18 protein-coding genes are annotated in these 22,105 nt (G+C 68.6%); 13 read left to right on the forward strand and 5 right to left on the reverse strand.

What is annotated here, in order from left to right; translation table 11 throughout:
* The 4 genes from mltB to A9976_RS23570 are packed head-to-tail and all read right to left on the reverse strand — an operon-like array spanning nucleotide 1 to nucleotide 5,295.
* A complete protein-coding gene (gene mltB, locus A9976_RS23555; RefSeq protein WP_183021004.1) occupies nucleotides 1-1,191 on the reverse strand; it encodes a lytic murein transglycosylase B in 1,191 nt (396 codons plus the stop codon).
* Nucleotides 1,188-3,344: a DUF3488 and transglutaminase-like domain-containing protein gene (locus A9976_RS23560; protein WP_183021005.1), complete on the reverse strand. Its 2,157-nt coding sequence runs from the start codon at nucleotides 3,342-3,344 to the stop codon at nucleotides 1,188-1,190. Before A9976_RS23560 ends, mltB begins: the two co-directional genes overlap by 4 nt.
* Entirely contained in the window at nucleotides 3,341-4,375 is a 1,035-nt protein-coding gene (locus A9976_RS23565; protein ID WP_183021006.1) for a DUF58 domain-containing protein, read from the reverse strand. The genes A9976_RS23560 and A9976_RS23565 overlap by 4 nt, the downstream gene beginning before the upstream one ends.
* A complete protein-coding gene (locus tag A9976_RS23570) occupies nucleotides 4,375-5,295 on the reverse strand; it encodes a MoxR family ATPase (protein ID WP_013803463.1) in 921 nt (306 codons plus the stop codon). The genes A9976_RS23565 and A9976_RS23570 overlap by 1 nt, the downstream gene beginning before the upstream one ends.
* Before the next feature lie 90 nt (nucleotides 5,296-5,385).
* Between A9976_RS23570 and A9976_RS23575 the strand changes: the two genes are divergently transcribed.
* The 13 genes from A9976_RS23575 to cydX all read left to right on the forward strand — a co-directional run bounded on the left by A9976_RS23575 (nucleotide 5,386) and on the right by cydX (nucleotide 21,191).
* Nucleotides 5,386-6,291 (forward strand): histone deacetylase family protein, encoded by a 906-nt coding sequence (locus A9976_RS23575; protein ID WP_049801441.1) that lies wholly within the window; start codon nucleotides 5,386-5,388, stop codon nucleotides 6,289-6,291.
* 17 nt (nucleotides 6,292-6,308) lie between these two features.
* Nucleotides 6,309-7,118: an enoyl-CoA hydratase gene (locus tag A9976_RS23580; protein ID WP_183021007.1), complete on the forward strand. Its 810-nt coding sequence runs from the start codon at nucleotides 6,309-6,311 to the stop codon at nucleotides 7,116-7,118.
* Nucleotides 7,119-7,210: 92 nt separating this feature from the next.
* Nucleotides 7,211-8,500 (forward strand): mechanosensitive ion channel family protein, encoded by a 1,290-nt coding sequence (locus A9976_RS23585; protein ID WP_183021008.1) that lies wholly within the window; start codon nucleotides 7,211-7,213, stop codon nucleotides 8,498-8,500.
* 210 nt (nucleotides 8,501-8,710) lie between these two features.
* Entirely contained in the window at nucleotides 8,711-9,460 is a 750-nt protein-coding gene (locus A9976_RS23590) for an electron transfer flavoprotein subunit beta/FixA family protein (RefSeq protein WP_012204310.1), read from the forward strand.
* A 13-nt stretch (nucleotides 9,461-9,473) separates the two neighbouring features.
* Nucleotides 9,474-10,406, forward strand: coding sequence for an electron transfer flavoprotein subunit alpha/FixB family protein (locus A9976_RS23595; protein WP_183021009.1), 933 nt, complete (start codon nucleotides 9,474-9,476; stop codon nucleotides 10,404-10,406).
* 153 nt (nucleotides 10,407-10,559) lie between these two features.
* Nucleotides 10,560-11,702 (forward strand): ABC transporter substrate-binding protein, encoded by a 1,143-nt coding sequence (locus A9976_RS23600; protein WP_183021010.1) that lies wholly within the window; start codon nucleotides 10,560-10,562, stop codon nucleotides 11,700-11,702.
* Nucleotides 11,703-11,783: 81 nt separating this feature from the next.
* Nucleotides 11,784-13,574, forward strand: a complete 1,791-nt coding sequence (locus A9976_RS23605; protein ID WP_183021011.1) for an acyl-CoA dehydrogenase — start codon at nucleotides 11,784-11,786, stop codon at nucleotides 13,572-13,574.
* 60 nt (nucleotides 13,575-13,634) lie between these two features.
* A complete protein-coding gene (locus A9976_RS23610) occupies nucleotides 13,635-14,594 on the forward strand; it encodes a nitronate monooxygenase family protein (protein ID WP_183021012.1) in 960 nt (319 codons plus the stop codon).
* 291 nt (nucleotides 14,595-14,885) lie between these two features.
* Nucleotides 14,886-16,535: a thiol reductant ABC exporter subunit CydD gene (gene cydD / locus A9976_RS23615; protein WP_183021062.1), complete on the forward strand. Its 1,650-nt coding sequence runs from the start codon at nucleotides 14,886-14,888 to the stop codon at nucleotides 16,533-16,535.
* Complete coding sequence (locus A9976_RS23620) at nucleotides 16,532-18,217, forward strand: amino acid ABC transporter ATP-binding/permease protein (protein WP_183021013.1); 1,686 nt, start codon at nucleotides 16,532-16,534, stop codon at nucleotides 18,215-18,217. Before cydD ends, A9976_RS23620 begins: the two co-directional genes overlap by 4 nt.
* 42 nt (nucleotides 18,218-18,259) lie before the next feature.
* Nucleotides 18,260-19,846 (forward strand): cytochrome ubiquinol oxidase subunit I, encoded by a 1,587-nt coding sequence (locus tag A9976_RS23625; protein ID WP_183021014.1) that lies wholly within the window; start codon nucleotides 18,260-18,262, stop codon nucleotides 19,844-19,846.
* Nucleotides 19,847-19,864: 18 nt separating this feature from the next.
* Entirely contained in the window at nucleotides 19,865-21,016 is a 1,152-nt protein-coding gene (cydB, locus tag A9976_RS23630; RefSeq protein WP_183021015.1) for a cytochrome d ubiquinol oxidase subunit II, read from the forward strand.
* A gap of 49 nt (nucleotides 21,017-21,065) precedes the next feature.
* Nucleotides 21,066-21,191: a cytochrome bd-I oxidase subunit CydX gene (gene cydX, locus A9976_RS23635; RefSeq protein ID WP_012204319.1), complete on the forward strand. Its 126-nt coding sequence runs from the start codon at nucleotides 21,066-21,068 to the stop codon at nucleotides 21,189-21,191.
* A 207-nt stretch (nucleotides 21,192-21,398) separates the two neighbouring features.
* Here the strand turns inward: cydX and A9976_RS23640 are convergent, their stop codons facing one another.
* The gene (locus A9976_RS23640) at nucleotides 21,399-21,995 is read right to left on the reverse strand and encodes a GbsR/MarR family transcriptional regulator (RefSeq protein WP_012204320.1); all 597 of its coding nucleotides are present in this window, start codon (nucleotides 21,993-21,995) and stop codon (nucleotides 21,399-21,401) included.
* Between the last annotated feature and the right edge of the window lie 110 nt (nucleotides 21,996-22,105).

The raw sequence follows: 22,105 nt of genomic DNA on the forward strand, positions 1-22,105 counted from the left end.
TCAGCGGCCCATGGCTGCGGCGACTTCCTGGCCCAGTTCGATCACGGACAGCGCGTAGTAGCTGGACCAGTTGTAGCGCGTGATGGCATAGAAATTCTCCGTGCCCGCGATGTACAGCGGCTGGCCCTGCGCGCCGTTCTCCAGCTTGACCAGGGCCAGCGGCCCTTGATGCTCAGCGCCGCTGCCCGGCAACTGCGCGCCGCGCGCGGCCATCTCTGCGGCCGTGAACTGGGGCAGGATGTCGGGCGCCAGCAGGGCGGCCAGGTCGGCGCCCTGGGCCTGCATGATCACAGGGTAGTGGGTGGGCATGCCGCTTTTCCAGCCATGCGCGACAAAGTAGTTGGCCACCGAGCCGATGGCATCGGCCGCGCTGCCGAACAGGTCGATGCGGTCGTCGCCATCGAAGTCCACGGCCCACTTCACCCAGCTGCTGGGCATGAACTGGCCCATGCCCATGGCGCCCGCGTAGCTGCCGCGCAGCGAGAACGGGTCCGTTGCGGCGCGGTGCGTGAAGCGCAGGAACTGCTCCAGCTCGCCACGGAAATATTCGGTGCGCGCCTGCGCGCGGGGGTGGGCTGCGGGGAAGTCGAAGCTCAGCGTGGCCAGGGCGTCGATGACGCGGAAATTGCCCATCTGCTGGCCGTAGATGGTCTCCACGCCGATGATGCCGACGATGATTTCGGCCGGCACACCGTACTGCTTTTCGGCACGCGCCAGCGCGGCGGCATTGTCCTGCCAGAAGCGGGTTCCGGCGCGTATGCGCACGGGCTCGACAAAGCGGCTGCGGTAGACGCCCCAGTTCTTGGCCGTGCCCTGGGCAGCTGGTGTCATCAGGCGGGGCACCTGGGGCAGAAAGCGCGCCTGGGCGATGGTGTCGCGCACCCAGTCCACCGGCAGGTCGTGGCGCATCGCAATGTCGGCAGCCATTTGCATGGCTTCAGGCCGCTCGCCGTAGGGCGTGCTGCCCTGCACGGTCCTGGCCACGGCGGCACCGCCTGCCGCCGTGGCGGCGGCAGCAGCGACCGTGCGCTTTTTCGTGGAAGATTTGGCCGTGGACTTGGCCATGGTTTTGGCAGCGGGGCTGGCTGCTGCTGCCTGGGTGGGCGCCGGCTTGCCGGCCAGCGCGCCGCAGGGCAGGGCGGCGGCCGCAAGCAGCAGCAGGGCGGAGGGGATCAATCGTTGCTTGGTCATGGTGTGCTTGTCGTGGGGCCGGCAGCGGCGGCTTGTGGCCGTGGCTGCGGATTGCGTGGCCAGTCCAGCGCCCGCCATTGGCGTCGCAGGGCGGGCAGGCCGGGGGTATCGGGTGCGGCCTGGGGTGCGGATCGGGGGGCGCGTGCGTAGCGCTGGCGCTCCATGCCCAGAAGCCAGTCGTGCAGTGCCTTGGCGGCCATGGCGTCTTCCTGGCCCCAGCGGTCCATGACCTGGGCTGCCAGCGCGCGCGGGGGCAGGCTGGCATCGGCCTGCAGGCCGATGCGCCGCAGCCGGGCGCGGGTTCTGTCCATCAGGCGCAGCCATTCGTCGCGGCTGTTGCGCTGGGCGCGGGCCATCCAGGCCAGCCAGGCCAGTGCGGCCACGCCGGCCAGCGCGCCCAGCAGGCGCAGCATGTCCACCCAGGAGGGCGACTGCACGCCCAGGTTCTTGAGCAGGTCCAGCTGGCGGCTTTGCGTGTAGTTGAGCACCCACTGGTTCCAGCCGTTGTTGGCGGCCTCCCAAACGGCGCGCATCTGCTGCAGCATGCCCACTCCCACGAAGTTGCCCACGGCGCCGGCAATGGCGCCCTGCGGTGCGCGCAGGCGCTGGAACTCGCCCACGCGCGACGGTGCCACGGCGCCGGTGGGATCGATGCGTACCCAGCCTTCGTCCTCCAGCCAGACCTCGGTCCAGGCGTGGGCGTCGGCGTTGCGCACGGTCCAGTAGCCATCGATGGGGTTGCGCTCGCCGCCCTGGTAGCCGGTGACGATGCGGGCAGGCACGCCCATGCCGCGCATCAGCACGGCGAAGGCCGAGGCGATGTGCTCGCAGAATCCCTGTTTGCTGTCGAACCAGAAATCATCGGCCGTGTGCACGCTGTCCACCACGCCGGGGTCCAGCGTGTAGGTGTAGCCGCCCGTGCGCAGGCGCGCCAGGGCGGCCTGTACCCAGGCGCGGGGCGGGGCGTCGGCCAGTTGCGGGTCGGCGCGCATCTGGCGGGCCAACTCCAGCGTGCGCGGGTTGCTGCCTTCGGGCAGCTGGGTGTAGCGGCGCAGGGCGCGGGTGGGCTTGAGCGGGCCGTAGCTGAACTGCACATGGCTTTGCGCGCTGATGCGCACCACGTCGGTGATGGGGCGCCAGGCCAGCCATTGCAGCTGGGGCGTCATGCGGGCGCTGCCCATGCCCTGGGGCAGTTCGGGGGGCTGGGGCGTGGCGTCGAGCATGGGCAGCCATGGGCGGCGGCTGGGCTCGATGGTCATCTGGTAGCGCACGCCTTCGCCCGATACGCGCAACTGGGCGCTGTCCAGCCCGGCCTCCGTGTCCATCTGCCATTCCTGGCCGTCGAAGCGCGAGAGCACGGGACCCCGGAAGTACAGGGTGCTGGCCGATGGCGGGGCGCCGTCGGGCGTGTCGAAGCGCAGGCGCAGGGCCACGTTTTCGTCCAGCACCAGCGAGGCCATGGAGCCCACGCGCATGTTCTCCGACAGGCCGCTGCGGCCAGCCAGGTCGTTGCCCGGCACGCCCCACAGCGGCGCCATGCGGGGAAAGAACAGGAACAGCGCCACCATCACCGGCGTGCCCCACAGCGCCAGCAGGGCCGCCGTGCGCAGCGCCTGGGTCAGCGGCGGGCGGCCAGCGGTCATGTGGGCGTTGACCAGGGCCGTGAGCAGGCCCAACAGGCCCAGCACCATGGCCAGGGCCAGCAGCAGGGACTGCGAGTAGAAGAAGTTGGCCAGCAGCGCGAAGAAGCCCAGGAAGAACACCACCATGGCATCGCGCCGGGCGCGCAGCTCCAGCGTCTTGAGCGCCAGCAGCAGCACGATCAGGGTCACGCCCGCATCGCGCCCGACAAAGGTACCGTGCGACACCCAGGTGGCACCCAGGGCCAGCAGCAGCAGTCCGCCCAGCAGCCAGCGGCCGGGCAGTGGCTGGCCGCGCCAGGCCAGCAGGCCGCGCCACAGCAGCAGGCCGGCCACGAAGACCATGGTCCACCAGGGCGTGTGGGCGGCCTGGGGCATCAGCACCCAGGCGACCACGGCCAGCAGGAACAGGGTGTCGCGCGCATCGCGCGGCAGGGCGGCCAGGCGCTGGCGCCAGGTGGCCGCAGGCAGCACGACGGCTTGGAAGGAGGAGGGCATGGACGTGCGATTCATGGGCAGGCCGCCAGGGCTTCCAGGCAGAGCGTGGCATGGGCCGCGCCCTGGTCTGGGGCGATCTCGCGGCCGTCGGGCAGGCGCAGGCCCCAGGTCAGGTCCTGCTGGCGTGCGGCCAGCACCCAGGCGGTCAGGCGGCTGATGCGGGCCTCGGGGTCGGCCAGGCCGGTGGCCTTGGCGTCCAGCCACAGGCGGTGCTGCTGGGACAGAGGGCGGTCGCGGCTCACCAGCTGGTCGCTGCCCGTGGCAAAGGCCTGGGCGGCCTTTTTCCAGACCACCAGCTTGAGCGCATCACCGCGCCGGTAGGCACGCACGCCGTCGAACTCGTCGCCGTGGCGCGTGGAGGCCGCGCTGCGGCCGCCGGCATCGGCACTGGCCGCAGGCAGGGGCGGGGGATTGTGCTCGGGCGCCGGGTAGATCCAGGCCTGGGTCTGCGCGCGCCACAGCGCCCAGACGCGGAAGGTGCCCAGGGGGTAGCGCGTGGCCGCCGTGATCGTGGGCAGCGATTGCAGGCCCCGGCGCAGTGGCGTGAAAGCCAGTTGCGCCGTGGTGCTGCCCTGTGCCGGGACATCGATCCAGGTCCAGTCGGTGACCGCCGCATCGCCTTGCACTGCCAGGCCTATGCCCCAACGCGTGCTGCGGCGTGCGTTGTGCAGCACCACGTCGAAGCGGCAGGGCCGGCCGGCAAAGCTGCCGGCCGGCGGCAGCAGATGCAACGCCAGACCGCGCAGATTGCCGTGGCCGACCACCATGCCCGCTGCCGCGCTGCCGGCCAGCAGGAAGGTCAGCAGATAGCCCAGGTTGAGCTGGTAGTTGATGGCGGCCACCAGCAGCACGCACAGTGTCAGCGCCAGGGCCCAGCCTGCACGCGACGGCATGATGTAGACATTGCGCTGGGTCAGCTTCAGGCTGTCCGTGCGGGGCAGGCGGGCATGCCACCACTGGCGCACGCGCCGCGCGGGAGACCAGCGCTGGCGCAGCGATGCCCCCGGCTGGGCGGCGCCGGGCGAAGACGCGGTAGCGGCCTGCATCAGCGCAGCGCCACGGCGTCCAGCATGGCGCGCACCTGCTCCACGGCGCCCCGGCCGGAGGAGCCAATGGGCACCAGGCGGTGGGCCGCCGTCTGCGGCAGGATGGCCTGCACATCGTCGGGCGCCACGTAGTCGCGCCCCTCCATCAGGGCCACGGCCCGGGCCGCGCGCAGCAGCGCAATGCCGGCGCGCGGCGACAGGCCCTGCACGAACCACTGGCCCGAGCGCGTGGCCTCCAGCAGGTCCTGCACATAGTCGAGCAGCGCGTCGCTGGCATGCACCTGGAGCACGGCTGCCTGCAGATCCTGCAGCTCCTGCGTGGTCAGCAGCGGCGCCAGTGCGTCGGCCTGGGCGCGTCGGCCATTGCCGGACAGCAGGGAACGCTCGGCCGCACGGTCGGGATAGCCCAGGCTGATGCGCATCAGAAAGCGGTCCAGCTGGCTTTCGGGCAGCGGGAAGGTGCCCAGCTGTTCCTGCGGGTTCTGCGTGGCGATCACGAAGAAGGGCTCGGGCAGGCGGTGCGTGCGGCCTTCGGCAGAGACCTGGCGCTCTTCCATGGCTTCGAGCAGGGCGCTCTGCGTCTTGGGGCTGGCGCGGTTGATCTCGTCGGCCAGCAGCACCTGGGCGAAAACGGGGCCGGGGTGGAAGACAAAGGTCTCGCTGGCGCGCTCGTAGATGGACACGCCGGTGAGGTCGCTGGGCATGAGGTCGGCCGTGAACTGCACGCGCGAGAACTGCAGTCCGAAGCTGTGTGCCAGCGCATGCGCCAGCGTGGTCTTGCCCACGCCGGGAACGTCTTCCAGCAGCAGGTGTCCCCCGGCCAGCAGACAGGCCACACTGTCGCGGACCTGAGCCGGTTTCCCTACAACCACCGTGTTAAGCTGATCCAGAAGCGCCTTGATCTTGTGTGTTGCTTGCATGGCGCGACGTTATCCTAAAAAAAACATCGCGGAGACATCACTGTGGGCAAGACGGGTTATTTCACCCATAGGGAGTGCTGGCGGCATGAGATGGGGCCCGGGCATCCCGAATGTCCGGCCCGGCTCGACGCCATCGAGGACCGGCTGCTGGTGACCGGCGTGGCCGATGCGCTGGAGCGGCACGAGGCCCCCCAGGCCTCGCTGGCCGACATCGAACTGGCCCATGATCGCATGCATGTGGCCGCGCTGCAGGGCCTGACACAGCGCCTGGTCGAGGAGCAGCAGGCCGGCGGCCCCGAGTACTCGCAGATCGACACCGACACCTCCATCAACAGCCATACCTTCTCGGCCGCCCTGCATGCGGCCGGCGCCGCGCTGGCGGCCACCGATGCGGTGATGGCCGGCGAGCTGGAGAATGCCTTTTGCGCCGTGCGCCCGCCGGGCCACCACGCCACGCGCCACCAGGCCATGGGCTTTTGCTTCTTCAACAACGTGGCCGTGGGCGTGAAGTACGCGCTCAGCCGCCACCACCTCAAGCGCGTGGCGGTGATCGATTTCGACGTGCACCACGGCAACGGCACCGAGGATATCCTCTCCGGCGACGACCGCGTGCTCATGTGCGGCATCTTCCAGCACCCGTTCTACCCCTTCAGCGGCGACCAGCACCCGGCCGCCAACATGGTCAACGTGCCGGTGGCCGCCTATACCAAGGGCATGGACATCCGCGAAATCGTCGAGATGATGTGGATTCCGCGCCTGGAGGCCTTCAAGCCCGAGCTGATCTTCATCAGCGCCGGCTTCGACGCCCACCGCGAGGACGACATGGGCCAGCTGGGCATGACCGAGCAGGACTTCACCTGGATCACCTCGCGCATCAAGGACATCGCTCGGCGATTTTCCAAGGGGCGCATCGTCTCCTGCCTGGAAGGCGGCTATGTGATGGGCCCGCTTGCGCGCAGCGTGGAAGCGCACGTGCGCGTGCTGGCCGACCTCTGAACCGGATCTGGAGCACCATGAACGCGAACCCCCATCCTTCTGGAGCCAGTCCCCTGCTCGACGTGCAGCGCGACGCGCGCGGCGTCGTGCGCCTCACGCTCAATGACCCGCAGCGCTTCAATGCCCTGGGAGAGCAGATGCTCACGCAGCTGCAGCAGGCGCTGGACGACGTGGCGCGCGACGAGTCCGTGCGCGTGGTCGTGCTGGCTGCTGCCGGCAAGGCCTTTTGCGCGGGGCACAACCTCAAGGACATGGCGGCCCATCCGCAGCTGGACTACTACCAGAAGCTGTTCGCCCAGTGCAGCCGCATGATGCTGTCCATCCACCGGCTGCCCGTGCCCGTGATCGCGCGCGTGCACGGCATAGCCACGGCGGCAGGCTGCCAGCTCGTGGCCCAGTGCGACCTGGCCGTGGCAGGCGAGCAGGCACGCTTTGCGACCAGCGGCATCCACTATGGCCTGTTCTGTGCCACGCCCAGCGTGCCATTGGTGCGCAATGTGCCGGCCAAGCAGGCCATGGAGATGCTGCTCACGGGCGACTTCATCGACGCGCAGCAGGCGCTGGAGCAGGGCCTGGTCAACCGCGTGGTGGCCGAGGAGGCGCTGGACGATGCCGTCGAGCACTTCGTGCAGTCCATCGTCAGCAAGCCCCGCGCGGCCGTGGCCATGGGCAAGGCCCTGGTCTACCGCCAGCGCGAGATGGGCATCGAGGCGGCCTACCAGCTGGCCGGCCAGACCATGGCCGCCAACATGATGGATGCCGACGCCCAGGAGGGCGCCCAGGCCTTCGCCGCCAAGCGCGAACCGGCCTGGAAGACGGGCCGCTGACCGACTTGCATGTAGGCGCCGGTCCGCCGGGGCCGTCGTGAATCTGCGCGATGATGACGGCCTGCGCCCTTGCGGCGGAACGGCCCTGATCCATGGACATCTTCGACAAGCTCATCAACGACTTCCAAAGCTCCAGCGCCTGGCTGGAGTTCTCCGTGCTCATCGCCTGCCTGCTGCTGGCCTACGGCGCCATGCGCGGCCTGCATGCGCGCTACGGCCATCTGAACGATGGAAAGCCCTCCGTCTGGATAGGCCGCCATGCGCTCGACGGCGCCCTGTTCCCGCTGCTGGCGCTGGTGCTGGTATTCACCAGCCAGGAGATCCTGGCGCGCTTTTCCACGGTGTTCTGGCTGCGCGTGGCCGTGTCGCTGCTGGTGTCCCTGTCGGTGATCCGGTTCGTGGCGCGGGTGCTCAGCCGGACCTTCCCCCACTCCACCGTGGTGCGCCTGATCGAGCGCATCTTCTCCTGGCTGGCCTGGGGCGCGGCCGTGCTGCACAGCATAGGCCTGCTGCCGCAGGTCATGGAGGAGCTGGAGGCCCTGCAGTTCAACATCGGCAAGACGCCGGTCAGCCTGCTCAACCTGATCGAGGGCACGCTGTCGGCAGGCCTGATGATGGTCGCCGTGCTGTGGGTGGCAACGCTGTTCGAGCAGAAGGTCATCAACCAGTGGGTCAGCGACCTGTCCATGCGCAAGGTGGCCATGAACATCACGCGCAGCGTGCTGATCCTGGTGGGGCTGCTGGTGTCGCTGTCCATGGTGGGCGTGGACCTGACGGCGCTGTCCGTCATGGGCGGCGCCATCGGCGTGGGCCTGGGTTTCGGCATGCAGAAGATCGCCTCCAACTACGTCAGCGGCTTTCTGGTGCTGATCGAGCGCGCGCTGCGCATCGGCGACAACGTGCGCGTGGACGGCTTCGAGGGCCGCATCACCGACATCCGCACGCGCTACACCATCATTCGCGCGCTCAACGGCCGCGAGTCCATCGTGCCCAACGAGACGCTGATCACCCAGCGTGTGGAGAACCTCACCGGATTCGACGTCAAGTTCGGCCTGTCCACCAACATCGTCGTGGGCATGGACAGCGATGTGGAGCAGGTGCGCGGCATCCTGCTCGATGCCGCAGCCGCCCAGCCGCGCGTGCTCAAGACGCCCGCGCCCTCGGTGGCGCTGGTGGACTTTGTGGAGCAGGGCCTGCAGTTCAGCCTCGGCTACTACATCAACGACCCGCAAAATGGCCAGGGCAATGTGCGCTCCGAGGTGAACCTCGCCGTGCTGCGCGGCCTGCGTGCAGCGGGCGTGAGCCTGCCGGTCCCCAAGCAGGTGGTTCAGATCACCGAACGCGGGGGCGTGGCGGCTCAGGCAGCAGAGAAAAACAGCTAGGATTATTCCTAGGTGCATACCCTGAGTTCAGGCTGTTCCCCTGCAGGAAATCTCAATGGCCGTGCTTAAAATGGCACGATCGTTCTTTTTTTGTGAGCGCGCATGCGGCCCTCGATCGTCAGGGAAACCTGCCGCAGCTGCTGCAGCGCCGCATACAATGATTTCGGTTTACGTAAACGTCAATCTATCAATCAATCAGGAGCCGCTGCAATGAAGGTTTTGGTCCCGGTCAAGCGCGTGGTGGACTACAACGTGAAGGTCCGCGTGAAGTCGGACGGCACGGGCGTGGACATCGCCAACGTCAAGATGAGCATGAACCCCTTTGACGAAATCGCCGTCGAAGAAGCCGTTCGCCTCAAGGAAAAGGGCGTGGCCACCGAGGTCATCGCCGTCTCCTGCGGCGTGGCCCAGTGCCAGGAAACCCTGCGCACGGCCATGGCCATCGGTGCCGACCGCGGCATCCTGGTGGAGACCACCGAGGAGCTGCAGCCCCTGGCCGTGGCCAAGCTGCTCAAGGCCCTGGTGGACAAGGAGCAGCCCGGCCTGATCATCCTGGGCAAGCAGGCCATCGACGACGACGCCAACCAGACCGGCCAGATGCTGGCGGCCCTGGCCGACCTGCCGCAAGCCACCTTCGCCTCCAAGGTCGAGGTCGCTGGCGACAAGGTGAATGTCACGCGTGAAGTGGACGGCGGCCTGGAAACCCTGGCCCTGAGCCTGCCGGCCGTCATCACCACCGACCTGCGCCTGAACGAGCCGCGCTACGTCACGCTGCCCAACATCATGAAGGCCAAGAAAAAGCAGCTGGACACCGTCAAGCCTGAAGAGCTGGGCGTGGATGTGGCCCCGCGCCTGAAGACGCTCAAGGTGGCCGAGCCCGCCAAGCGCGGCGCTGGCGTGAAGGTGCCGGACGTTGCCACGCTGGTGTCCAAGCTCAAGAACGAAGCCAAAGTGATCTAAGGAAGACAGCGACATGACATCCCTCGTTATTGCAGAACACGACAACGCTTCCATCAAGAGCGCCACGCTCAACACCGTCACTGCGGCCCTGGCCTGCGGCGGCGACGTGCATGTGCTGGTGGCGGGCGAGAATGCCGGCGCCGCCGCGCAGGCTGCGGCCCAGATCGCTGGCGTGTCCAAGGTCATCCACGCCGATGGCGCCAGCCTGAAGGACGGCCTGGCCGAGAACATCGCGGCGCAAGTGCTGGCGATTGCCTCGAACTACAGCCACATCCTGTTCCCCGCCACCGCCAGCGGCAAGAACGCCGCGCCGCGCGTGGCCGCCAAGCTGGACGTGGCCCAGATCAGCGACATCACCAAGGTGGACAGTGCCGACACCTTCGAGCGCCCCATCTACGCGGGCAACGCCATTGCCACGGTGCAAAGCAGCGACAAGATCAAGGTCATCACCGTGCGCGGCACGGGCTTTGACGCAGCCGCTGCCACGGGCGGCAGCGCCCAGGTGGAGCAACTGGCCGCCGCTGGCGACAACGGCAAGAGCAGCTTCGTGGGCCGCGAGGTCACCAAGAACGACCGCCCGGAACTGACGGCCGCCAAGATCATCGTCTCCGGTGGCCGTGCGCTGGGCAGCAGCGAGAAGTTCCAGGAAGTCATCACGCCGCTGGCCGACAAGCTGGGCGCCGCCATCGGCGCATCGCGCGCGGCGGTGGACGCAGGCTATGCGCCCAACGACCTGCAGGTCGGCCAGACCGGCAAGATCGTGGCGCCGCAGCTGTACATCGCCCTGGGCATCTCGGGCGCCATCCAGCATTTGGCCGGCATGAAGGACTCCAAGGTGATCGTGGCGATCAACAAGGACCCCGAGGCGCCTATCTTCTCGGTGGCCGACTACGGCCTGGAGGCCGACCTGTTCCAGGCCGTGCCGGAACTGGTGCAGGCGCTGTAAGCGGCTTAAGCTGAAAAATGAGGGGCATAGGCCCCTCTTTTTCCGTCATGGATTCCGGGATGGTCCGCTGGTCACGGCGTGCACCACCGACTACAACAACGGACTTGGCCGCCAGCCGGTGCTGGCGATGCATGAACCGCGAGGGAGATTGAAATGAAGATGATGCGCTTGCGCCTGGCCCGCACGGCCGTGGCCTTTGTCTGTGGCGCCATGGCGCTGGCCGCCGAGGCCAATGCCTGGGTGGTGGGGCAGGTGGCACCCATGTCGGGAGCCGGCGCGACGCAGGGCCGTGCCTATGCCCAGGGCATGCGCTTGTACTTCGACCAGATCAACAAGGCCGGCGGCGTGCAGGGGCAGCCCGTGCAACTGGTCACCGTGGACGATGTGGGCCATCCCGAGGAAACCGTGGACAAGACCCGCAAGCTGCTGGACGAGTCCAAGCCCGTGGTGCTGGCCGGCTACTTCGGCAACCGCAACATGGCGGCGCTGCTGGACAGCAAGCTGCTCGACCAGTCGCAGATCTCCCTTGTGGGCTACCAGAGCACGGACACGCGGGTGCTGGGCAATCCGCAGATCTTCAGCACGCGCGCCAACCTGCCCGAGGAAATGGCCAAGATCGCATCGCACCTGGCCACCGTGGGCATCACTCGCCTGGCCCTGCTGCATGACGAGCGCCCCGACGCCAAGGCCGTGGCGGAACTGGTGGGCAAGGCGATTGCGCCCTCCAAGGCCAAGCTGGTGGCCAGCGCCTCGCTGAGCACGGGGAAGGGCGCCATGGACAAGGCCGTGTCCCAGTTGCAAAAGGCCCAGCCTTCGGCGCAGGCCGTGATGGTGGTGGCCTCCAGCCCCGTGACCTCGGCTTTTGTCGAGGCGTACCGCATGGCGGGTGGCACGGCCCAGATCTACGCGACGTCCGAAGCCGATATCGAGCAACTGGCCAAGCGCCTGCCCGTGGAGTTCATGAGCGGCCTGTCCATTGCCCAGGTCGTGCCCAGTCCCTACAAGGTGACCATGCGCCTGAACAAGGAGTTCAGGGATGCGGCCGCCGCAGCCGGCAAGTCGCTGGCCGTGCCGGTCAGCTACGCGATGATGGAAGGCTATGTGAACGCCCGCGTCATCGTGGAGGCCATGCGCCGCACCCAGCCGCTGACGCGCGAGAAGCTGGCCGCTTCGCTGCGCGGCCTGGACGCCTTCGATCTGGGCGGCTACTGGGTTACCTATCGTCCGGGCTCGCAGGCGGGCTCGAAATTCGTGGATTTGTCCATCGTCAATGCATCGGGCCGCGTCACGCAGTAAGGCTGTGACGGCGCGCCCGCTGTCCCAGGTCGCCGCGCGCTGCGCGCCGGCGGCCCAGGCTCTGTTCAGGAAGGTTCAACAATGACTTACTCGGCTCCCCTCAAAGACATGCTGTTCGCCATGGAGCATCTGGCGCAGATCGACCAGGTGGCGCAGTTGCCCGGTTTCGAGGAGGCCGGCCTGGAGACGGCCCAGGCCGTGCTGGAGGAATGCGCCAAGCTGTGCGAAGGCGTGGTGGCACCGCTGAACCTGCCGGGCGACGTGGCGCCTTCCAGCCTCAAGGATGGCGTGGTCACCACCACGGCGGGCTTCAAGCAGGCCTTTCGCCAGTACGCCGAAGGCGGCTGGCAGGGCCTGCAGCATCCGCAGGATTTTGGCGGCCAGGGCCTGCCCAAGACGATTGGCGCGGCCTGCGTGGAAATGCTCAACAGCGCCAACCTGAGCTTTGCGCTGTGCCCGCTGCTGACCGACGGCGCCATCGAGGCCCTGCTCACGGCCGGCAGCGATGCGCTCAAGGCCACCTATCTCGAGAAGCTGGTGACCGGCGAGTGGACCGGCACCATGAACCTGACCGAGCCCCAGGCCGGCTCCGACCTGGCCCTGGTGCGCACCAAGGCCGACCCGCAGCCCGATGGCAGCTACAAGGTCTTCGGCACCAAGATCTTCATCACCTATGGCGAGCACGACATGGCCGAGAACATCGTCCATCTGGTGCTGGCCCGCGTGGCCGGGGCGCCCGAGGGCGTCAAGGGCATCAGCCTGTTCGTCGTGCCCAAGTTCCTGGTCAACAAGGATGGCTCGCTGGGCGCGCGCAACGATGTGCACTGCGTGAGCATCGAGCACAAGATGGGCATCAAGGCCTCGCCCACGGCCGTGCTGCAGTACGGCGACAACGGTGGCGCCATCGGTTACCTGGTGGGCGAGGAAAACCGCGGCCTCGAATACATGTTCATCATGATGAACGCGGCCCGCTACGCCGTGGGCGTGCAGGGCATTGCCGTGGCCGAGCGCTCCTACCAGCACGCCGTGGCCTATGCCCGCGAGCGCGTGCAAAGCCGACCCGTGGACGGCAGCGTGAAGGCCAGCGCCACCATCATCCACCACCCCGATGTGCGCCGCATGCTCATGACCATGCGTGCCTACACCGAGGGCTGCCGCGCCATGGCGGCCACGGCCGCTGCCGCCTACGATGCGTCCCACCACCATGCCGACGCCCAGGTGCGCGAGGCCAATGCGGCCTTCTATGAATTCATGGTGCCCCTGGTCAAGGGCTACAGCACCGAGATGAGCCTGGAAGTCACCAGCCTGGGCGTGCAGGTGCACGGCGGCATGGGCTTCATCGAGGAGACGGGCGCCGCCCAGTACTACCGCGACGCCAAGATCCTGACCATCTACGAAGGCACGACCGCCATCCAGGCCAATGACCTCGTGGGCCGCAAGACCGCGCGCGATGGCGGCCAGACGGCGCTGGCCATCGCGGGCCAGATCGAGAAGACCGAGGCCGAGCTGGCCGCCAGCGGCACGCCCGAGGCACTGGCCGTGGCCCGCCAGCTGGCCGCCGCGCGCCAGGCCTTCGTGGAGGCGGTGCACTTCGTCTCGGGCCAGGCCAGGGCCGAGCCCAATGCCGTGTACGCCGGCAGCGTTCCCTACCTGATGCTGGCCGGCAACCTCGTCGCAGGCTGGCAGATGGGCCGCGCCCTGCTGGCGGCCGAGCAGCTGTTGCACAAGGGACAGGACGAGGCCTTCATGCGCGCGAAGATTGCGACGGCACGCTTCTATGCCGAGCACATCCTCGTCAAGGCGGCGGGCTTGCGCGATGCCATCGTGCACGGCGGCGACAGCGTGATGGCGCTGCCCATGGACGCCTTCTGACCCGGCGCTCCCGCACGGCACAACGCAGACAGAGACACCGAGAACCAACGGAGACAACGCATGTCCAAGCTTCCCCCGGCGCTGAAGAAACTGGCCCTGCCAGTGATCGGCTCGCCGCTGTTCATCATCAGCAATCCCAAGCTCGTGATCGCCCAGTGCCAGGCCGGCATCGTGGGCTCCATGCCCGCGCTCAACGCGCGCCCGGCCGAGCAGCTCGAAGACTGGCTGGCCGAGATCACCGAGACCCTGGCCGCCTGGGACAAGGCCCATCCGGACCGGCCCTCGGCGCCGTTCGCCATCAACCAGATCGTGCACAAGAGCAATGACCGGCTCGAGCACGACATGCAGATGTGCGCCAAGTACAAGGTGCCCATCGTCATCACCAGCCTGGGCGCGCGCGAGGACGTGAACCAGGCCGTGCACAGCTGGGGCGGCGTGGTGCTGCACGACATCATCAACAACAAGTTCGCGCACAAGGCCATCGACAAGGGGGCCGATGGCCTGATCGCCGTGGCGGCGGGCGCGGGCGGCCATGCGGGCGTCAAGAGCCCGTTCGCGCTGATCCAGGAGATCCGCGAATGGTTCGACGGCCCCCTGGCGCTGTCGGGTTCCATCGCCTCGGGCGGTGCGATCCTTGCGGCCCAGGCCATGGGTGCGGACTTCGCCTATATCGGCTCGGCCTTCATCGCCACGCATGAGGCGCGTGCGCACGACGCCTACAAGCAGGCCATCGTGGACGGCACCTCCGATGACATCGTCTACAGCAACCTGTTCACGGGCGTGCATGGCAACTACCTGGCGCCGTCCATCCGTGCGGCAGGCCTGGACCCCGACAACCTGCCCGAGTCGGACCCCAGCAAGATGAACTTCGGCGGCGACGCCAAGAAGGCCTGGAAGGACATCTGGGGCTGCGGCCAGGGCATCGGCGCCATCCGCGAAGTCACGGGTGCGGGCGAGCTGGTAGAGCGTCTCAAGCGCGAATACAACCAGGCGCGCGACCGCCTGCTGTCCACCCCGTAAGGTAGGGGAGCCCAGGACGGGCTCTTCTCCTACCCCGCCAGACGGCGCCCTCGGGCGCCGTTTTCTTTGGGTATTACCCACGCTGTGCGGGTCCGGTTCTGGAAGTTGTTTGCGCAAACCCCCTTGCGCACGCTTGACTGCTTCACTCGGCTTCCCCCCACGAGCGACTTGCCTGGAGCAAGTTTGTTTAGAATTGTTTGCGTAATTTCAGTAAATACTGAAATTACAGAATAAATGAACAAACCTTGTACCCCGTCATTGCCTGAGTTCCACCAGCTGGCGCGTCGTCCGATGGCGGGTACGGGGCGCCTGGTGCTGGCCTCGCTGCTGTGGCTGCCCCAGGCGGCGCTGTTGGCGCTGGCCGTGCAGTCCATGGCCGATGGCGCGGGCAGGGAGCCGCTGTGGCCGCTGTGGCCGCTCTGGCTGCTTGCGGCCGGCGTGGCGCTGCTGGGCGGGCTGCGCGCCTGGTGCGATGCCAGCGGCACGCGCCGCGCCAATCTGCAGGCGCGCAGCCTGGTGAGCGCGCTGCGAATGCAGGTGCTGCGCACGCTGGCGGGCACCTCGCCGCTGGACCGCCAGCGCGCGGCCTCGGGCCAGGCAGCCAGCGCCATGGCCGAGCAGGCCGAGGCCATCGTGCCCTGGCTGTCGCGCTACCAGACCGCCATGTGGCGCGTGCGCACCGTGCCGCTGGTGATTGCGCTGGCCGTGGCCAGCCAGAGCTGGGTGGTGGCGCTGATCCTGGTGGTGGCCGCGCCGCTGATCCCGCTGTTCATGGCCATCGTCGGCTGGCGCGCCAAGGCGGCCAGCCAGGCGCAGATGCTGGAGCTGGGCGGCATGAACGCCTTCCTGCTCGACCGGCTGCGCGGCCTGTCCACCCTGCGCGCCCTGGGTGCGGTGGATGCCACGGCGCAGCGGCTGCGCGCCAATGCCGAATCCCTGCGCGAACGCAGCATGCGCGTGCTGCGCATCGCCTTTCTGTCCTCTGCGGTGCTGGAACTGTTCTCGGCCCTGGGCGTGGCCATGGTGGCCGTGTACGTGGGCTTTCACCTGCTGGGCCATCTGCCCTTTGGCAGCTGGGGCCAGACACTGAGCCTGGGCCAGGCGCTGTTCGTGCTGCTGCTGGCGCCCAGCTTCTTCGATCCCCTGCGTGAGCTGTCTGCCGTCTGGCACGACCGCGCCAGCGGCGAGGCCGCACTGCAGGCCCTGGGCGAGCTGGGCCGCGATGCGCAGCCGCTGCCCGGCGCGCTGAGTGCACCCGGCAGGGCTGCCGGCCAGGCCTGCGCCCTGCACCTGGAGCAGGTGCGGCCCCAGGCGCCAGGCGGCGCGGTCACGCTGCCGGCGCTCACGGTGGACGTGCGGCCTGGCGAGCATGTGGCGCTGTGGAGCCCCAGCGGCAGCGGCAAGTCGCTGCTGCTGGCGCAGATTGCCGGCCTGCTGCCGGTGGCCGAGCCTGGGCGCATCCATATCGACGGCCAGCTGCTCGACGGCGAATCGGCCGGCCGGCTGCGCGCGCGCATGGCCTGGATGGGGCAGAGCCCCCATGTGTTCGCCGGCTCGGTGGCCGAAAACCTCCGGCTGGGCCGCCCGGGATTCACCTTCGGCGAGCTGCGCCAGGCCCTGCGGCTGGCGGGGCTGGGCAAGCTGGCCGAGACCCGGCCCGGCGCCACGCTGGGCGAGGGCGGAGCCGGACTTTCTGGTGGGGAGATCGTGCGCCTGGCACTGGCGCGCCTGGCCTTGTCGCGCGATGCAGGCCTGCTGCTGGTCGATGAACCCACGGCCCACCTGGACCCGGCCACGGCCGCCCAGGTCACCGATGCCCTGCTGCAGCTGGCACGCGGGCGCACGCTGATCGTCGCCACCCACGATGCCGAACTGGCCGCCGCCATGCACCGCGTGGTGGAACTGGCGGGCCCTGCCGTCCCAGAGGAGCTGGCCGCATGAAGCCCCGCTCCACCCTCTGGCCCGTGCTTGCCGCCCTGGCGCGCATGGCGCCCCGGCGCCTGTGGCTGGGTGGCGCGCTGCTGGCCCTGCTCACGGTGCTCATGGGCATGGCGCTGCTGGGCCTGTCGGGCTGGTTCATCACGGCCACGGCGCTGGCCGGACTGCTGCCGGCCACGGCCATCGTCTTCGATGTGTTCATGCCTTCGGCGGGTATCCGCCTGCTGGCCCTGGGCCGCACGGGCACGCGCTATGCCGAACGGCTGGTCACCCATGACGCCACCCTGGCCGTGCTGGCCGCCCTGCGCGAGCGGCTGCTGCGCAGCTGGGCTACTCCCGCCGCTGCTCTGAGCCTGCGCCTGCGGCCCGCGCGCCTGCTGCAGCGGCTGACGGCCGACGTGGATGCGCTGGACAGCCTGTACCTGCGCCTGTTCGTGCCCTTGCTGGCCGCCACGGGTGCTACGCTGATGGCCGCCCTGGCACTGGGCCTGATGCGCTGGTGGCTGGGCCTGGCACTGGCCCTGTGGCTGCTGGCCACGGGCCTGGGCAGCGCCCTGTGGCTGGCGCGCGGCGCGCGCCGGCCCGCCGTGCGCCGTGCGCTGGCGCTGGAGTCCCTGCGCGCCCGCACGGCCGACCTGGTGGCCGGGCAGGCAGAGCTGGCCATGGCCGGCACCCTGGCCGCGCATTGCGAACGCATTGCCGCCCTGGACGCCCGCGTGGCCGAGGCCGACGCCGCGCTCCACGGCCTGGAGGCCCGAACCTCCTTCGTGCAAGGCCTGTGCGGCGCCCTGGCCCTGGCCGGTGTGCTGCTGGGCGTGGGCTGGCTGGCCGAGGCCGGCCTGCTGGGTGCCCCCGTGGCCGCGCTGGCCCTGCTGCTGGCGCTGACGGCCATGGAGCCCTTTGCCGCATTGCGCCGTGGCGCGCTGGAGGCCGGCCGCAGCTGGCTGGCCGCACGTCGGCTGGCTCCTGCCCTGCGCGATGGCGCTGCGCGAGCCATGCCCGAACCCGCTGCACCCCGGCAGGGGCAGGCGTTTGAACTGGAACACGTCGTGGCGCCGCGTGCCGCAGCGCTGCCGCAGGACCTGCGCATTGCCGAAGGCGAGCGTGTCGCCCTGCTGGGCGCCAGCGGCGCGGGCAAGACCACGCTGCTGTCCCTGATGGCCGGCGAGCTCCAGCCGCTGGCCGGCGCCGTGCGTGCCCGGCGCTGCACCTGGATGACGCAGCGCACCGAACTGTTCGAGGACAGCCTGCGCGACAACCTTTTGCTGGCTTGCCCCGAGGTCGCCGAGGACACGCTGTGGGCGGCGCTGGAGGTCGCCGGGCTGGCCGGCGATGTGCGCGCCATGGCGCAGGGCCTGGACACGCGGCTGGGCGAGGGCGGGCTGGGCCTGTCCGGCGGCCAGGCACGGCGCCTGGCGCTGGCGCGGCTGCTGCTGAGCCCCGCGCGCTGCTGGCTGCTGGACGAAGTGACCGAGGGCCTGGATGCACGCACGGCCGCCGACCTGCTGGCGCGGCTGGACAGTGCGGCCCGGGGCCGCACCCTGGTGCTGGCCACCCACAAGTTGCGGGAGGCGCAACTGGCCGACCGGCTGCTGTGGGTGGAGCAGGGCCGCGTGGTGTCCGAGGCGCTGCGCGGCACACCGCCGTTCGAGGCGGCCCTGGCGCGCCTGCGGCAGGACGGCTGATCAAGGATTTCACCAAGTACCCCCGAGAGAAAGGATCTCACCATGGACCTCGACATCGTCGATCTATCGCGGCTGCAGTTCGCGGTAACGGCGCTCTACCACTTCCTGTTCGTGCCGCTGACCATCGGCCTGGCCGTGATCATCGCCATCATGGAGACCGTCTACGTGATGACGGGCCGCACCATCTGGCGCGACATGACGAAGTTCTGGGGCACGTTGTTCGGCATCAACTTCGCCATGGGCGTGGCCACGGGCATCGTGATGGAGTTCCAGTTCGGCATGAACTGGAGCTACTACAGCCACTACGTGGGCGACATCTTCGGCGCGCCGCTGGCCATCGAGGGGCTGATGGCCTTCTTCCTCGAAGCCACCTTCGTGGGCCTGTTCTTCTTCGGCTGGGACCGCCTGAGCAAGGTGGGTCACCTGGTGACCACCTGGTGCGTGGCCCTGGGCTCGAACTTCTCGGCGCTGTGGATCCTGATCGCCAATGGCTGGATGCAAAACCCCGTGGGCGCAGCGTTCAACCCGCAGACCATGCGCATGGAGGTCACCGACTTCTTTGCCGTGCTGACCAACCCCGTGGCCCAGGCCAAGTTCGTGCACACGGTCTCGGCCGGCTACGTGACGGCGGCCCTCTTCGTGCTGGGCGTCTCGGCCTGGTATCTGCTCAAGGGCCGGCACATCCAGCTGGCGCGCCGCTCCATGACGGTGGCCACCTCGTTCGGCCTGGCCGCCGCGCTGTCGGTGGTGGTGCTGGGCGATGAAAGCGGCTACCTGTCCTCGGAGCACCAGAAGATGAAGCTGGCCGCCATCGAGGCCATGTGGGACACCGAGCCCGCACCGGCCGCCTTCACGGCCTTCGGCTTCCCCGACAAGGCCGCACGCGAGACGCACTACGCCGTGCACATTCCCTGGGCCATGGGCCTGATCGGCACGCGCTCGCTGACCACCGAGATTCCCGGCATCAACGACCTGGTCCAGCGTACCGAGCAGTACATCCGCAACGGCATCGAGGCCTATGGCGCACTGGAGGCCATCCGCGCCGCCGGCCCCACGGGCCAGGTGCCGGCCGAGGCCAAGGCCGTCTTCGAGGACAAGGGCGGGCAACTGGGCTACGCGCTGCTGCTCAAGCGCTACCTGGACGACCCGCGCCAGGCCACGGACGCGCAGATCGCCCAGGCCGCGTGGGACACCGTGCCGGCCGTGGGGCCGCTGTTCTGGGCCTTCCGCATCATGGTGGGGCTGGGCATGTTCTTCATCGCGCTCACGGCCGCCTTCTTCTGGCTGTCGGTACGGCGCAAGCTGGATGCCCATCCGTGGATGCTCAAGCTGGCCGTGATCGCCATTCCCCTGCCCTGGATCGCGGCCGAATGCGGCTGGATCGTGGCCGAGGTGGGCCGCCAGCCCTGGATCATCGAAGGCGTGCTGCCCACGGCGCTGGCCGTGTCCAACCTGGGCGCGGGCACGCTGCTGCTGACGATTGCCGGCTTCATCGCCATCTACTCCGTGCTCTTCGTCATCGAGATGAAGCTCATGGTGAAGGCCATCCGCAAGGGACCGCAGGAGGAAAGTGCGCCGCACCTGACCACCTACTTCCCGTTGATGCAAAAACTCGCCCGCGGGCAATGACCAGGGGAGATTGAGACCATGATTCTTCACGAACTGATCAGCTACGACATCCTGCGTCTGCTGTGGTGGGGCCTGCTGGGCGTGCTGCTCATCGCCTTCGCCGTCACCGACGGGTTCGACCTGGGCGCGGCCGCGCTGCTGCCCCTGGCCGCCAGGACCGATGTGGAGCGCCGCGTCGTCATCAATGCCCTGGGCCCGGTCTGGGAAGGCAACCAGGTCTGGCTCATCCTGGGCGGCGGTGCCATCTTCGCGGCCTGGCCACAGCTGTATGCCGTCTCGTTCTCGGGCTTTTACCTGGCCATGTTCGCGGCCCTGGTGGCGCTGATCCTGCGCCCCGTGGCCTTCAAGTTCCGCAGCAAGCGGGAGGAGCCGGCCTGGCGCGCGCGCTGGGATGCCGTGCTGTGCATGGCCGGCGTGGTGCCCGCGCTGATCTTCGGCGTGGCCCTGGGCAATGTGCTGCAGGGCGTGCCCTTCCGCCTGGCACCCGACATGCGCATCTACTACGAGGGCACGTTCTTCGGCCTGCTCAACCCGTTTGCGCTGCTCGCCGGCCTGGTGTCGCTGTGCATGCTGCTCATGCATGGTGCGTCCTGGCTGGTGTTCAAGACCGAGGGCGATGTGGCCGCGCGCGCGCGCCGCTTCGGCATGGTGGCTGCCGTCGCCACCACGGTGCTGTTCGCGGCGGCCGGCGTATGGCTGGCCGCGCTCAATGGCTACCGCATCACCAGCGAGATCAACACCACCGGCCCGTCCAACCCTCTGTTCAAGACGGCTGCGCTGCAGGCGGGCGCCTGGTTCGCCAACTACCAGGCCCGGCCCGTGCTCTGGGCCGTGCCGGCCATCGGCCTGCTGATGCCGCTGCTGGCGGCGCTGGGCCTGTGGCTGCGCCGCGAGTGGCTGGCCCTGCTGTCCAGCGGCCTGGGCATTGCGGGCATCATCGCCAGCGTGGGGGCGTCCATGTTCCCGTTCATCCTGCCCTCGTCGCTGAACCCGCAGCACAGCCTCACGGTCTGGGACTCTTCGTCCAGCCATGTGACGCTGTTCATCATGCTGGTGTGCGCGCTGATCTTCGTGCCCCTCATCGTGGCCTACACCAGCTGGGTCTACAGCGTGCTGCGCGGCAAGGTCGACCCGATGGCCATCATCGAGGGCCGTGGCCACTCGTACTGATCCACCGAATCAAGAAACGACAGTCAACGTCAAGAAAGGACACAACACCATGTGGTACTTCGCCTGGTTGCTCGGCCTGCCGCTGGCGGCCGCCTTCGCGGTGCTCAACGCGATGTGGTACGAACTGATGGATGACGAGGCCACGCGCCGCGAACTCCTGGCCCGGGAGAAATGAGGCTCCCCCTGAGCCGCTGCGCGGCTTCCCCCTCTCTACCCGCTTCGCGGGGGAGGGGGACGACGCCCTCGCCGCGAGGCGGCTCTTGCTCGGCGTCTCTGAGTTTGGGTCGCGCCGGTTTTAGCGCTCTTGTTGCCAATGAAGCATTGCTGAAAACACGATGAGCTCCCGAGGGGAGCTTATTTTTTGTACGCAGCGTTGCCGTGTTCAATCGTCGGTGTCATCCGCCTTGGCGCGGCCCTTGCCGCCCGTGATGCGGTCCTTCAGATCCAGCAGCCGCGTCACGGCCGTGCCCATGCCCATGAGCTGCATGGCGGTCTCGGGCGACAGGCGCTGCACGTCGTCGAACCAGTTCATCAGCCGGTCGATCAGCTCGTACATGTCGCGCATGCGCTGCTGGGCGTAGCGTTCCTCTTCGGTGGTGACTTCCTCCAGCATGGCGGCGCGCAGCATGGACTGGGTGGGCTCGATCTCGCGGCGGCGGCGTTCCTCGGCCAGGCGGCGGAAGATTTCCCAGACATCCTGCGGCGCCTCGAAATACTCGCGCCGGTCGCCGGGCTGGTGGCGCAATTGCACCAGGCGCCAGGCCTGCAATTCCTTGAGCCCCATGCTCACGTTGGAGCGCGAGAACTCCAGCGTCTCGGCGATCTGGTCGGCATTGAGCGGCTCGGGCGAAAGAAACAGCAGTGCGTAGATCTGGCCTACCGTGCGGTTGATGCCCCAGCGGCTGCCCATCTCGCCGAAGTGCGAGACGAACTGCCGGTTCAACGCCGGAAGAGGTTTGGATTGCGTCATGGCATGCATTGTGCCTGCGCGTGCGCGGCACGCTCCGGGCGGCTTGGGAAGCGATGTGTCAGCTTTCTGCAAGTCGCGTCCAAAAGGCGCACAATGGCGCCTTTGCGGGCTTGCGGCCA

The sequence above is a fragment of the Delftia sp. UME58 genome (genome assembly GCF_014170385.1).
Lineage (GTDB): Bacteria > Pseudomonadota > Gammaproteobacteria > Burkholderiales > Burkholderiaceae_C > Comamonas > Comamonas acidovorans.

Bases quoted from the DNA above. Each gene is read 5' to 3' on its own strand.
- A9976_RS23600 (WP_183021010.1), top strand. From the start codon at position 10,560: ATGAAGATGATGCGCTTGCGCCTGGCCCGCACGGCCGTGGCCTTTGTC.
- A9976_RS23575 (WP_049801441.1), top strand. From the start codon at position 5,386: ATGGGGCCCGGGCATCCCGAATGTCCGGCCCGGCTCGACGCCATCGAG.
- A9976_RS23640 (WP_012204320.1), bottom strand. From the start codon at position 21,995: ATGCATGCCATGACGCAATCCAAACCTCTTCCGGCGTTGAACCGGCAG.
- A9976_RS23625 (WP_183021014.1), top strand. From the start codon at position 18,260: ATGGACCTCGACATCGTCGATCTATCGCGGCTGCAGTTCGCGGTAACG.
- A9976_RS23610 (WP_183021012.1), top strand. From the start codon at position 13,635: ATGTCCAAGCTTCCCCCGGCGCTGAAGAAACTGGCCCTGCCAGTGATC.
- A9976_RS23605 (WP_183021011.1), top strand. From the start codon at position 11,784: ATGACTTACTCGGCTCCCCTCAAAGACATGCTGTTCGCCATGGAGCAT.
- cydB (WP_183021015.1), top strand. From the start codon at position 19,865: ATGATTCTTCACGAACTGATCAGCTACGACATCCTGCGTCTGCTGTGG.
- A9976_RS23565 (WP_183021006.1), bottom strand. From the start codon at position 4,375: ATGCAGGCCGCTACCGCGTCTTCGCCCGGCGCCGCCCAGCCGGGGGCA.
- mltB (WP_183021004.1), bottom strand. From the start codon at position 1,191: ATGACCAAGCAACGATTGATCCCCTCCGCCCTGCTGCTGCTTGCGGCC.
- A9976_RS23580 (WP_183021007.1), top strand. From the start codon at position 6,309: ATGAACGCGAACCCCCATCCTTCTGGAGCCAGTCCCCTGCTCGACGTG.
- A9976_RS23620 (WP_183021013.1), top strand. From the start codon at position 16,532: ATGAAGCCCCGCTCCACCCTCTGGCCCGTGCTTGCCGCCCTGGCGCGC.
- A9976_RS23590 (WP_012204310.1), top strand. From the start codon at position 8,711: ATGAAGGTTTTGGTCCCGGTCAAGCGCGTGGTGGACTACAACGTGAAG.
- cydX (WP_012204319.1), top strand. From the start codon at position 21,066: ATGTGGTACTTCGCCTGGTTGCTCGGCCTGCCGCTGGCGGCCGCCTTC.
- A9976_RS23560 (WP_183021005.1), bottom strand. From the start codon at position 3,344: ATGAATCGCACGTCCATGCCCTCCTCCTTCCAAGCCGTCGTGCTGCCT.
- cydD (WP_183021062.1), top strand. From the start codon at position 14,886: ATGGCGGGTACGGGGCGCCTGGTGCTGGCCTCGCTGCTGTGGCTGCCC.
- A9976_RS23570 (WP_013803463.1), bottom strand. From the start codon at position 5,295: ATGCAAGCAACACACAAGATCAAGGCGCTTCTGGATCAGCTTAACACG.
- A9976_RS23585 (WP_183021008.1), top strand. From the start codon at position 7,211: ATGGACATCTTCGACAAGCTCATCAACGACTTCCAAAGCTCCAGCGCC.
- A9976_RS23595 (WP_183021009.1), top strand. From the start codon at position 9,474: ATGACATCCCTCGTTATTGCAGAACACGACAACGCTTCCATCAAGAGC.